This is a genomic window from Shewanella sp. M16, from assembly GCF_018224605.1.
In the GTDB taxonomy this organism is placed as follows: Bacteria; Pseudomonadota; Gammaproteobacteria; order Enterobacterales; family Shewanellaceae; genus Shewanella; species Shewanella oncorhynchi.
This window is the reverse complement of the sequence record NZ_JAGTUL010000068.1, coordinates 1-11594: the sequence shown is the minus strand read 5'-3', so window position 1 is coordinate 11594 and position 11594 is coordinate 1. Positions and strand designations below refer to the sequence as shown.

Genomic DNA, 11594 nt, shown 5'->3' with positions numbered 1-11594 from the left:
GTGTGGACTGAGATGGGCATAAGAGTCAGTAATATTATATTTAAATCGAATAAGTCACTGCCAACATACTGAAGTTTAAGCAATTTGTAGATAAATTTAGATTAGATGTTTGCTGTCTTGTAGTGGTATTTTTCGGATATAGCATATAGCTAGCATTGATCGTTGTTAGAGCTTGGAGTTAATCACTAATAGAAGGATTTTACAGGATTTTACAGGATTAATCTCGTGAAGATTACGGTGAAAGAGAATAGTTTGGCTGTTCAATTTTATATTTAAGTACAGGGAAATAATTATGGCTATAGATAGTTTTGTGAAACTAACAACAATCAGTGCACCATTGGATTCGAAAATCAAAATTGATAAAAATGATTGTCATCTTGATATCAATCGCGTTACTCATACTCTACATGAGTCTATTTCGAGTCCAAATATAAATATATCAACTCCAAATCCAAAACTTTTTACTCCAAAGCCTTATTCTAAAGAAGTGCCACATCTTAAAAGCGGAAAAGAAATTTTCTCATTTTTAATTGATAATAATTTGAGAAGTAGTAAGAGTTCTGCTTCAGAGCGTGCACTTGATGCGATAGCTTCTGGGCTAAGTAGTGTTCTTAATACCGCAGCAGATGTTGATCTAAGCGGGAAAAAGATGTTCGTGAAAAATTTTCTGCAGTGTGATCAAAATGAAGCTATTAAGGTGACATCTGCTCAATTTAGTCCTATCCACCAAGCAGAAATTTATTCACGTTTATCCATTTGCTTTGATGGATTTATGACAAGTAGACCTGACGAACTAAGCAAAGATTTATACTCTATTAGAAGTAAGCTATCTAATAATGAAAAACTAAATAGAAGTGAAGAACAAAAACTGTTTGAAAGGTTGGCTAAAGATGCTTTAGCTGATGCGAAAGGCAATAATCTTTATACAAACAAGCTACTTAAGCCTGAGAATTTTGTGCTCGAATTTCCGGGAGATGCTGCGGTAGTAAAGACAGATACTGAAGTGAAGAATAATAAAATATTAGTCGAACAATTAGGTTTTCCTCGTAACCTTCTAGATAGACCCAGTGCTAATCAGCATGAGACTTATGCAATAAAAGTATTTACCAATGAGAAAGGAGAGTCGGTAACGCTAGGCCAGCTTTTTGGCGGGGGATTGCAAGGGATTATGCGCACCCCAGTTGATCCTGGTAAATTTGAGCAGAGTGGCTTTAAGGGTTATTTTAATGAGGAATTACTCGCTTCTGGTGGACTGCATTTTGATTTTAGGCCAAACGAGACTATGTATCAAAATAATCTTGCTGTACTTGGGCAAGATATACTCGATTTAGCTGTGAACCTGAATTTAGATAACCATAGTCGTGCGGATATGGAAGGTTTTACGGCTGGTGTCTCAGGTAATGCTCTGCACTACACTATACAAACAGCCAAACACTGCCTAGCCACAAATAAAGAATTTAATTTTGAACAGGTTCTTAATGTGTGCTTAGATCATCTGGTTGGAGATAGCGTTAAGCAGCCTGTACATCACAGTTTACCTGAAGTTATACAAGGCGCTTATATAGGCAACATGCTAATTAACAGGGGAATATTGAGTCCGCATTCAGACATTATGAATAGTAATGAGATATACGGGAGCTTAAGGAATGTTATCGCCGAGGCAGATCAAAGAATCTCAAACCTGATGGCGACGACTTATCATAGAGAATAAGAGGTCTATGATATTGATGGTGATAATGTGTTAAACGTTCAGCTAAAAGCCACTTTTTAAAGTGGCTTTTTTAATGAGTACTGTTTTGAGATAATACCTTTTAAAAATTTCTATTCAGTTATTTACACAAGGTTTCAGGAATAGTATTGCTGTAGTTAATTAGTCAAGATGGATAATACAGTTTTTAGTTAATTCAATTATAACAAGGTATCTATGCCCTTATTATCTTCTCAGCGGATAACTTCCGCTTCAGTATCATCTACTCCGCAGGTATTACAAGGCGCTGAAAACGAGGTAAATGATTTTTAAGGCAATGTAACGCGTGTTCATCATATTTATAATAGCGTTATTTATAGCCCATTTAGCAACGAGGATATGGTTATTCAAGCCATGGGGATTAATACTTCTCGAGTACTTAAGGGAAAAGAGCCGCTACCTAAAATGAATTCAAAGATAAAGAATTGCAGGTACGTTTAAAAAATGGTGCTTCCTACGATAAAAAATTACTCCCTATATTAAATCTGTAGGAGTTAAAAATGTTCATGATGCTTTTCCATTAGAAGTAAAAAGGCTTGGAGAGTACCAAGCCATTAATCGATTTGAGGTCGTCGATCCAAAAATCTTGCAGAATAAGAGCATTGAGAATATTTATGTCATAGGCCATGGCGAAGCTGGCCGACCACATTTGTACGAGACGGTAAGGTGCGACAGTAGGAGTAAGCCGATAGCGGATGTGATCGGCGAAATCAACAGTCTGTTGAGACAGAAGGCTAAAGTCGGCGTGAAAATAAAAATGATGGCATGTGAAAGTGCTGACAGAGAAACATTAGCGTCTTTTGATAAGCAGGATGACATTATGCAGCGAAGAAAAGGGATTGAGCCTTTAGCAAAAAGTACAAAAAATGAGGTTAATAAGCTCTTTTTTGAAGCGCGCGTATTTGGATATCACGGGTTAGGTATTAGTCGTGGTAGCGATTATATTTCGAACGCTCGATGTTTAGATACGGATTTTGATAAAAAGACCGGCGATGTGTCCCAATGGATAAAAGCAAGTGTTGTTAGAAAAGAGTTTTAAGACCATCAACAGAGACTCGTTATTAAGTGGTCTTGTCAGCATGTTAAGCGTTTAAAGCTAAAGGCATAGAGTGAACGTGCGTCAGTTCTGATTAAACCCTATGCTATATCTTCACGATAAATTGTTGAAATTATTATTTAATTTCGTTATTCGTAAATTTTCATTATGATTCCGATTTGTTCATTTGCTTGCTAACCATGATAGCGATTAAATACCGACCATTCTAAAGCGTAATGATTTAAAGGAGCTGTTTAAAATAATGGTAGATCTTAATGTACAAGCGATACAACCTTCTGTATTTGAAGATACCTTTAATAATATTGGTGAGGGTTTTCAAGAAATTATGGACAATTTACAGAAGATAAATGATGGAAAAACAATTACCTTGCAGGACACGTTAGCATTACAGCAATCAGTATTTCACTACAGCATGTTTCAGGAGACTGTGACAAAAATTGCCTCTAAATCTGCGACTGCGATTAATGATGTTATGAAGGCTCAGTAATGAAAAAGTTGTACTGGATAGTGTTTCTTGTACTCTTTGGATGTAATGAACAGGGTAGTGCAGAAGTGGCAAATTTCGATTCTGCTGATGCTGCGAATAAGGTCGTTGTTTTACTCGCTCGATATCAGGTTTCCGCTTCCTTATCGATCAATAAAGATCGACATCTTGTCTATGTAGATAAAGATAATTTAGCTCAGGCGAGGGAGGTGTTAACAAAATTCAATTTCTATTTTGAAAGAGAAGACCTCAATGACTTGCTAGAGTCGAAATTTGCCAGCTTGAGTAAGCTAGAGATAGTGAAAGGAAACTTACTCGAGAGCCGTGAGATATATAACAAGATCAGTGTTATCCCCAATGTATTGCGGACGAGTGTAGTTGTTACGGGTGAAAAAAATAAGCGTGTTTCAGTGATTATTTTCAGCTTTGATGAAATTGATGTTGAAAATAAATCGAATATTGAGCGCTTCTTGAAAGGGGTGGTTTCAGAGTTAGACACATTAACGGTTAGTTATTTCTTTCAGAATACGGGTAATGAAAAAGTATAAAAAGCTACATCAAACTTACTTGCATTATTTGTTGGTTAATCGGCGACTATCTCCGGATGAATATAATGTGCTCACATCGCTTACCGAGCGTGAAGTACAAATTTGGTTTACTCCCAGGCGGTCAAAAATTACTCAGCTAGTGCAAGTGTTAGGTCGTGCTGTTATGTATCAAGCACGTAAACATTACGCTTGTGATCGGTCTTGGCTACTGAGCCAGCAGTGCCTTAATCAAAGGCAATATCTCTGGTCTAACACGCTGGGAATTGAACTGGAACCGGAGGGTACGACAAGCATGTGTCCCCAAAAATTGGGGCTGGCATTGTTGGCGGAGCATAATCCGCGTCATGCCATCATTTGGTCGATGAGACTCGGCGTATCAGTGCCTGCATCGGTATTCGCCGTGCGCGACTCAGCAAGACTTGGCGTGTTTATTGCCCAAGTTGCAATTGATGCCAGTATCGAACTCTCTGTATTAAACACTTAGTCTTAAGCTCAGAGTAGCGTAAAAAACAGTTAAACTTGGATTGAAGAAAGATGAAAAAACATGTGATACGGCCCGGTGAAACCTGTGATGACTTTTTTGAACTGCTAAGCGGTACTGTGATTGAGCAAGATATTGCCGCTATGCGTAAGTCGCAGAAAATCACAATAACTCAGTTAAAATCAATTTATGAGTTAGGCGTTAAGTTTTATACTGATTTCCAGTTTAAAGAAGCTGAGATTATATTTTCTGCTTATATTGGATTGAATCCATATGATCACCGGGGGCCAGGCTGCTTAGCAGCAATACTCTTGGAAAAGGGTCAGTTTAAAAAGGCACTGGAAGTGTTGAATATATTAAAAACATTTCCAACTAATGACTTGGATGAAACCATTCTCAATATTTCATTGTGTCATTATAAGTTGAAGGAATATACAGAGGCTTGTGTTACGTTAATAATAGTGAAAGCTGAGAACTTAAATGAATTTTATTTGAAGCGATATCATTATCTTAAGTTACAACTTCATCCTTATTTACCTGCGTAGTGGTTAGTGGTGTTAGTAGTAATTAGGTGAAATAAATTCAATGCCATTCCTTGTGACTGTTTATTTTTATTAAGATACAAGTTTAGAGTTTCTTATTCATCATAATAGTTCTACCTGGTGATTAGAGGCTATTTCCTGTCTGTACCTTAGTGTTACAGGCTTCTTAAATTTTAGAGACTTTATAAATGATAGCGATGAATTCATGGGCGTTAACAAGTTCGATAAATGTTGATAGAAATAACTCACTCCAGCCTGAACTAAGTCAGTCTGAACGAAAGTCCGTGCTAAACGAGATGGATCGAGTGATTAAGATAGCTGATCAGTTAAATGACAAGTTAGATAAGGCACTTTTGCACAATGTGAGTAATCCTGTGTCAGCGCAAGCTCTTTCTATGATCCTTTCGCATCAAAAGGAAATGGTGTTGTCGATGATATCAATCCAAAATCCTGAAGCAGCAATTGCTGGTGCATTGGCCGGAAGCATTGAAGCTTATGGTAAACAACTTGAACAGTTAAAAGCTTGGACTGATGGTGGTAGTGCTATGTTTGAGGCTGCATTGCTTTTAATGATGCAAGATATCACAAAAGAAGGGCTGACGCCTGAAGAACTTGAGAATCTATTTCAGGTAATGCTACTCGAGATCATGCAAGATCCCGCTAAATATGGGCTTGAGAATTGGTATGCAGATAATAAGTTGGATATTGCCCATCTTTTGGAGAATACAGGAAGTGGTAGTCACGGGTACCATGAAGGTTATGATGCCGCAACGTTAGCCGATGTCTCTCGTAAATTATATAACAGCCTTCGCGCTCAAACCTTACCTGATGGATCATTACTTGATGAGGCCTTCAAGGTTTTTGATGCAGCGGGAGGTTCGGATTCGCTCTTTACACAAATTAAGGATAATTATTTAAATGATTCAGGCTGGATAAAAACGTGTAATGAGTATAGCCCTATGCTGCGTCTATTTATATTGAGTGAAGCTCTAAAGATGAATCCGAATATGAGTCAGAGCGACGTAGAGATGTGCCTGACGGGGTCCTTTAGCGATCTTAATGCTTTTATCACTAAGCTGGAACCAGGTCTGAGTACTGACCCACGTATTCCGTCAGCTTTAGTGTTTTTATTTGCGCATAGTCCATGGAATCCTGAAAGCATTTCATCATCAAGCGGCCCAATTTTACAAATGGATTACGTAGGTACTCAAAGTATTGATTCTCCAGCTCTTGACGATATTGCTGCCAATTTTCCTGCTCGCTCGTTGACTGAAGATGAAACAAAACGCATGAACGATATTGGCGATCAAGTAAAAGCCTTGTTCGAGACTTTAAAGTATTGGTTGTCAATTATGCGGGATAATGTTTTAGCGTCTGCTCGCGCTTATTAAATTGTTCGTTAGTTGCAAAGTTAGAAGCATGAACACTGGGCATGCTGTTCGCTTAGCGAGACTTTTGCTGTGCAAACTCTGTTGATAATAATTGACAGTAGCTGTGCCGCTATTCCCAGTATTTTCTGATGAAAGGAAGTAATTATGAGTATATTGATTAATACCATCGCTACGCCAAGTTTTATTGGCGTAGTTGATGATCTTGTCGGCAGCGGGCAACCTCAAAGCACCGAAGCGACAAAATCGGTGAAGCCGAATCAGCCCTTGCCGGGTAATGCTATCGGCGTGTCCGATAGTCAACTTTGGCGTTTGGTGCGTGAGTCTATGAAATTAGTTGCAGAGGCGGTATCTGGTACAACTAAAGAAAATACTCAAATGAAGTTGACGCTGATTGAGCTTCAAAAAAATACTCAGATCAATGCCATTAATGAGCGAATGGCACAAATTGAAGAACAGAAGCAAGCCCAGAAGAGCCAAGGTATTTGGGGCAAGGTTGCCATGGCTTTCGGCTTTCTAGCTGCAATTATCATGGCACCATTTAACCCTGTGATGGCCGCTGTGATGATAGGTGTCATGATTGCTGCGATTGTAGTGCCTAAAATCGTTGATAAGCTCATGGAAGCCGCTGGAGTTTCTGAAGAAATCCGTGGCTATGTGTCTATGGGTTTGGAGATCGCGATTGGCGTAATCGGCATGATCGTCAGCTTTAATCCCGGGAATTTTCTGGCAAGTGCGGGTAAAGCGGTCGCCAGTGGCGCGGCAAAAGTCGCTACTATGGTTGATAAAGCAGTTGATGTACTCAACACTTTTAAGTCATTCAGTACCATATCTACCAAGATTCAAAATACGGTTAATAAGATCATGAAGTTAATTGAACCCTTGATCGAAAAGATCAAATCTTTTGCTCCTGGTGGTGAAAAATTGACCGCGAAAATTGGCCAGGTAACTACGATTAGCTCAAGTACTTCTTCTGTTGTCAGTAGTGGATATGCCATTAAATCGGCTGATATTACGAAGGATCTTGAAATTGCCAAAGCAAACCAAGAGGAGTTAGATACGCGTATTCAGCAAATGTTGATGCTGCTAAGCCAAGCATTGCGAGCATTAGGTGCTGCATTTGATTCGCTCTTCAAAGTTGAGAGCGATCAACGTGAGTACACTAAGCAGATCCGTTCTATCAATATGTAAAAGGAAGTTAAGTTATGAATTCAATACTAATGAATACGTTGTCGCTACCATTGACAATGTCAGAAGATACTACATCTGTAAATAATCAAAAGCCGATAGATCAAAAAGTATGGTGTGGTTATGAAAACTCATTAAATGTAGCCAATAAAGGCACAATGTCGATGGCTGATTTACTCGCACTCTTGACGCAAATCATTGGTGCTTCTCACCAGCTACGTAATCAAGTCATGATGAACCGTATTGGTGAAGCGATGGCAACATCAGCGCTGGCTACTAAGCTCGCACAAGATAAATGTGGAGATGCCAAGCAGCGCTTCGGTATTACATTAGCCTCATCTGTCGTTAATATGGCGATGACTACGGCGGCAACTGTGCGTATTGGTCAGACTAAGACATTGAAGGATAAACATTTATCTAAAATGGCTGATAAAGGTGCTAACGATGTGGGTGGTGTGAAGTTATTAAAAACAACGGATCTCAAATCGGGCAAGGTGACGAATGTCGATAAGTCAGCGAAAGTGTCTGATTTAACGCCAAAAGAGTTGAACAAATACACAGCGAGTCTTCAGCAGCAGCGTACCGCTAAGTACAACTCTGTCACTCATATGGGGGGAATGGCTGATAGCATGGTGGGCAATGCTAATGAAATTCAAAATGCCGAGCAGGTAAAGGGTCAAGAACTGCTCCTAGCGACTAAAGAATTGAAAGAGAAGTTTGATGCTCAGCTCGATCAATACATTCAAGACTTGACGGCAGAAGCCGTGAAGTTGAATGAGATCCTTGAAGCTGTGGCGAAGGCGAGTTTAGTGACTAACCGATAATAGGGAGCAGAGCGAGCCTAGCTCGCTCTGATTGACTATGCTGAGACCCGTTTATTTTGCAATGACACAACGCACCGAAAAAATCTCGGATATCACGAAAACTCAGCAGACGCGTGATAATGGCCAACCTCGTCGAGTTAAAGATATAAAGCAAGTCGACAAGAAGACTAAGAAGTATCCTCGCCTGTTCAGAGTGAAACGTAAGTTGTTAACACTCAATCAGCAGAAGCAATTCGCTCGGCAGCTCAATAGTTATCAACTCAAGGCATTGCGCGATTGGCAAGGGTTTTCCGATAGTGTGCTAGATGCTCACTCATTAAACGATGCGCAACGTTGGATATTGCATGCGGCTGAACACTGTGAGCACTTATATCCGTTAGCGTTAAGAAAGCAGCTTAAAAAATATATTGCAGACTTTAAATCTTCGGTAGGAGATATGGATGCAAATAGCCAGACAGTGCAACAACTCGTCGCTTATGAACATAATTTAGATGGTTTATTGTCATTATTAGTGTTATGTCGGCGTTACTATACTCAAGAGTCGATCGAACATGTCCTCAAATAATCGTCATAGCCGCATCGCGCATTGTCATTTACAGGGGAAATCACTCGATCCTTATCAGTTATTAAAGGCGAAATCTGAACGTCTTAGTTGGAATCGATTATCGGATGTTGAAATATATGCCGACAAAAAAGCGGTAATAGATTGGTTTTCTATGCTGCGAGAGTATTCAGAGGCGACAGTCAAAGCAATAGTGGTAGAAGGTATATTGGATAGTCAGTTTCATAAGATCACTTTTATTCTAACACTAGTACAAAATGTGGATTTTGAGGAAATGACGTCGAAGGACGCCTATCAACAACTCTATGAATTTGTTTGTCAAACTCCGACGGGAATACGCGATTGGATCGATGAATTAGATTTTCAGATGAGTCGGGATGTATTAGCACTTTTATCTAGGAATCGATAAGGAAGCTATGAAACAAGAGAAAGTGATGTTTATGCCTCGATACGAGATTGATTCTGCAAGGTGCAAAGTGATCAATCTGTTAGCTGGCCAACGTTTTAATAATCAATCCATTACTATTGAAATGGGTTCGATATACAGAGCTCGTCAACCGCAAGATTTTATATTACTTAATTTAAAACACTTGGGTATTGAGACTGATCTATATGTTTCTGTAGGTGAGGCGGCACGGTTACTTGGCTTAGAATTGAAACATTTAGAGCCTGATTATATATCCTATATTGTCGCTCAAGCCTTAAGTCAGTATGGCATTGAGTTTAAGTCTTGTCTTGGGGTTGAAGAGCTAGAACTACCTCTATTGATGACGTGTCAGCTGATTATAGGGCAGATGAATATAGCAGTATTGTTACCAATTGATACATTGGTGATTGAATTTGATTACTTACAGATGAGTTTTAATTCACTGCCAAAAGATCTTTCACTGACAACGATTAGTACCATTTTTGAGACTAGTCTGAGTATCGATGAAATACGAACGTTGAGTATTGATGAACTTGTATTGGTTTATCCTAAGTAAATGAAACCTACACCTCCTGACGATATTGAATATTTTTTACAACGCCTCGAAAAAAATGAGGTGGTTATTTTTAAAAATTACCCAGATAACCTATTGCTGCCAATTTTCCCTTTTTTCCAGTTAGTGCATGTCATTAATTTAGAGGCTGTCTTAGCGCTTATTTTGCAATTTGAAATAGCGATGAAGGGAGTGTTTATACGAGTTGATGGATTCCTCACGCTCACTATAGCCGAACAAGATTATTCAGAAGATGATGTGAGACGTTTAAGTATTAATTTAATTGAAACGATGAGATTTTAATATGGCACTTACTCCTGCATTGACTCGAAGCCTCTCTTTACCTGAGCTATCACGCTTAGGCAATGAGGCTTTTCCTAGAAATTTAGCCCGTTCAGCTTCTTTACTTGAAGTCAGGATGCCAATATTCGGAGCTGCGGAACCTCAACTTCCTGATGAGTTAACTTCTGCTCGTAGCATGTTGATCACTGAGGCGGGAGAGTCTGAGGTTAACTCTAAATCCAAGCCCCAAAAGCGAAAACAAAGTACTAGAACATCAAATCGATACAGTACTGAGACGAAGGCCATGTTGCATTTGGCTGGCCTCACTGGCCTCGTGACCATTGGGGCTGTGCTAGCCCCTTTCACCCTAGGATTAAGCCTAGTAGCACCAGTATTTGTAGTGACGTATGTTAATGCAGCGATGATGTCTGTTTATGCAGAATCACAGTTTATAGTTGGTGATCAAGAGAAGAAAAAAGTTCCGTTGGAACCCGCTAAATCCGCAAATAATGAAGAGTCGCCTACTAGGCCCCCTTTTCAGATCCCACTAGCTGAGTTACCTCATCCCGCGGAAGAAGTTGATGATAAAGAAGTCGGCAGGGGAGATACCTTCAATAATTGTTACAATACTGTTAATAGCTTCAGTAACCGTTGGTATGTCTTTATTAACACTCCGAGTGGTCAGGTAGGGAACATAGAACCGCAAGGGGAGGCATATGTACCGTCTGAGTCAAATGGCAATCATATGGGCACGCAATCTGCTCAGGAGTCTTCAATAGATGGTGCTACCCAAGCTTTTGCTGATGCGGCCAAGGTGACCGTTATCGAAATTCCAATACATGAGCGTCAAGAGCGTCTGGAACGCTTTATTTCTGGATACGGTGAGCAGGTTGACCCAAGGTTAACAAGCTTAATAAACTTGCTCATTGAGAATGAAGCAAATTGTGCCCAAATGGTCGAAATAACGGGGAAGGATGGGGCTACTGCCTATGCCATTATCCCTCAAGGCGAGCAAACGCCTAATACAGTCGAGATGCCTGCAACAGTGGTGGAGGCGAATGGCGCACAAGGTTACACCGGCCGTAAATGGGAAGTGAATATACCGACACCTGTGAGCCTGACTCAAGGTGCCCAAACAGGCAGCAATTTTACTCAGGGGCCAAGACGTAATCTTGGAACAGTAGCAGATGCCACGCCATCCGTTGCGGATGTGAGTAATGATGGGGCTCAAATTGATGTCCCTGTAGCAATAGCGGGTACGACGGCGAGTGTAGGAACAGCAGATCGTCCGTCTGTCGCGGGGCAGACCACCAACACGCATCAAACCGCAACAACGCCACAGGCTGATGACATATCTACGGACGAGATGCCTGCAACAGTGGCAGAGGCGAATGGCGCACAAGGTTACACCGGCCGTAAATGGGAGGTGAATATACCGACACCTGTGAGCCTGACTCAAGGTGCCCAAACAGGCAGCAATTTTACTCAGGGGCCAAGACGTAATCTTGGAA

General features: G+C 40.2%; 13 protein-coding genes and 1 pseudogene. All 14 read left to right on the top strand.

The window, feature by feature from the left end:
• Window positions 1-292 precede the first annotated feature (292 nt).
• A complete protein-coding gene (locus KFE26_RS22625) occupies window positions 293-1711 on the top strand; it encodes a hypothetical protein (protein ID WP_212601787.1) in 1419 nt (472 codons plus the stop codon).
• Window positions 1712-2492: 781 nt separating this feature from the next.
• Window positions 2493-2786 carry a hypothetical protein gene (locus KFE26_RS24110; protein WP_249195886.1) on the top strand — a complete coding sequence of 98 codons (294 nt, stop codon included), beginning with the start codon at window positions 2493-2495 and terminating at the stop codon, window positions 2784-2786.
• A gap of 259 nt (window positions 2787-3045) precedes the next feature.
• Window positions 3046-3291 (top strand): type III secretion system inner rod subunit SctI, encoded by a 246-nt coding sequence (sctI, locus tag KFE26_RS22615; protein ID WP_212601786.1) that lies wholly within the window; start codon window positions 3046-3048, stop codon window positions 3289-3291.
• Window positions 3291-3836: a type III secretion protein gene (locus KFE26_RS22610; RefSeq protein WP_212601785.1), complete on the top strand. Its 546-nt coding sequence runs from the start codon at window positions 3291-3293 to the stop codon at window positions 3834-3836. Before sctI ends, KFE26_RS22610 begins: the two co-directional genes overlap by 1 nt.
• Window positions 3823-4320, top strand: a complete 498-nt coding sequence (locus KFE26_RS22605; RefSeq protein ID WP_212601784.1) for a regulator — start codon at window positions 3823-3825, stop codon at window positions 4318-4320. The genes KFE26_RS22610 and KFE26_RS22605 overlap by 14 nt, the downstream gene beginning before the upstream one ends.
• Window positions 4321-4370: 50 nt before the next feature.
• Window positions 4371-4862 (top strand): tol-pal system YbgF family protein, encoded by a 492-nt coding sequence (locus KFE26_RS22600; RefSeq protein WP_131525802.1) that lies wholly within the window; start codon window positions 4371-4373, stop codon window positions 4860-4862.
• 185 nt (window positions 4863-5047) lie between these two features.
• Complete coding sequence (locus KFE26_RS22595) at window positions 5048-6250, top strand: hypothetical protein (protein WP_212601783.1); 1203 nt, start codon at window positions 5048-5050, stop codon at window positions 6248-6250.
• Between the two features lie 144 nt (window positions 6251-6394).
• Window positions 6395-7438 (top strand): VspD, encoded by a 1044-nt coding sequence (locus KFE26_RS22590; protein ID WP_212601782.1) that lies wholly within the window; start codon window positions 6395-6397, stop codon window positions 7436-7438.
• A 14-nt stretch (window positions 7439-7452) separates the two neighbouring features.
• A complete protein-coding gene (locus KFE26_RS22585) occupies window positions 7453-8259 on the top strand; it encodes a type III secretion system protein (protein WP_212601781.1) in 807 nt (268 codons plus the stop codon).
• Window positions 8260-8296: 37 nt separating this feature from the next.
• Window positions 8297-8824 carry a hypothetical protein gene (locus tag KFE26_RS22580; RefSeq protein WP_212601780.1) on the top strand — a complete coding sequence of 176 codons (528 nt, stop codon included), beginning with the start codon at window positions 8297-8299 and terminating at the stop codon, window positions 8822-8824.
• Entirely contained in the window at window positions 8811-9230 is a 420-nt protein-coding gene (locus KFE26_RS22575) for a hypothetical protein (protein WP_131525807.1), read from the top strand. Before KFE26_RS22580 ends, KFE26_RS22575 begins: the two co-directional genes overlap by 14 nt.
• Window positions 9231-9237: 7 nt before the next feature.
• Window positions 9238-9804, top strand: a complete 567-nt coding sequence (locus tag KFE26_RS22570; RefSeq protein ID WP_212601779.1) for a hypothetical protein — start codon at window positions 9238-9240, stop codon at window positions 9802-9804.
• Entirely contained in the window at window positions 9805-10104 is a 300-nt protein-coding gene (locus KFE26_RS22565) for a hypothetical protein (RefSeq protein WP_212601778.1), read from the top strand. It begins immediately after the preceding gene.
• 1 nt (window position 10105) lies between these two features.
• Window positions 10106-11594 (top strand): annotated as a pseudogene (locus KFE26_RS22560) (hypothetical protein); the annotation flags it as partial.

What these genes read in the sequence shown, in the direction of transcription:
- KFE26_RS22625 (WP_212601787.1), top strand. Translation starts at nt 293, where the DNA reads ATGGCTATAGATAGTTTTGTGAAACTAACAACAATCAGTGCACCATTG.
- sctI (WP_212601786.1), top strand. Translation starts at nt 3,046, where the DNA reads ATGGTAGATCTTAATGTACAAGCGATACAACCTTCTGTATTTGAAGAT.
- KFE26_RS22610 (WP_212601785.1), top strand. Translation starts at nt 3,291, where the DNA reads ATGAAAAAGTTGTACTGGATAGTGTTTCTTGTACTCTTTGGATGTAAT.
- KFE26_RS22605 (WP_212601784.1), top strand. Translation starts at nt 3,823, where the DNA reads ATGAAAAAGTATAAAAAGCTACATCAAACTTACTTGCATTATTTGTTG.
- KFE26_RS22600 (WP_131525802.1), top strand. Translation starts at nt 4,371, where the DNA reads ATGAAAAAACATGTGATACGGCCCGGTGAAACCTGTGATGACTTTTTT.
- KFE26_RS22595 (WP_212601783.1), top strand. Translation starts at nt 5,048, where the DNA reads ATGATAGCGATGAATTCATGGGCGTTAACAAGTTCGATAAATGTTGAT.
- KFE26_RS22590 (WP_212601782.1), top strand. Translation starts at nt 6,395, where the DNA reads ATGAGTATATTGATTAATACCATCGCTACGCCAAGTTTTATTGGCGTA.
- KFE26_RS22585 (WP_212601781.1), top strand. Translation starts at nt 7,453, where the DNA reads ATGAATTCAATACTAATGAATACGTTGTCGCTACCATTGACAATGTCA.
- KFE26_RS22580 (WP_212601780.1), top strand. Translation starts at nt 8,297, where the DNA reads ATGCTGAGACCCGTTTATTTTGCAATGACACAACGCACCGAAAAAATC.
- KFE26_RS22575 (WP_131525807.1), top strand. Translation starts at nt 8,811, where the DNA reads ATGTCCTCAAATAATCGTCATAGCCGCATCGCGCATTGTCATTTACAG.
- KFE26_RS22570 (WP_212601779.1), top strand. Translation starts at nt 9,238, where the DNA reads ATGAAACAAGAGAAAGTGATGTTTATGCCTCGATACGAGATTGATTCT.
- KFE26_RS22565 (WP_212601778.1), top strand. Translation starts at nt 9,805, where the DNA reads ATGAAACCTACACCTCCTGACGATATTGAATATTTTTTACAACGCCTC.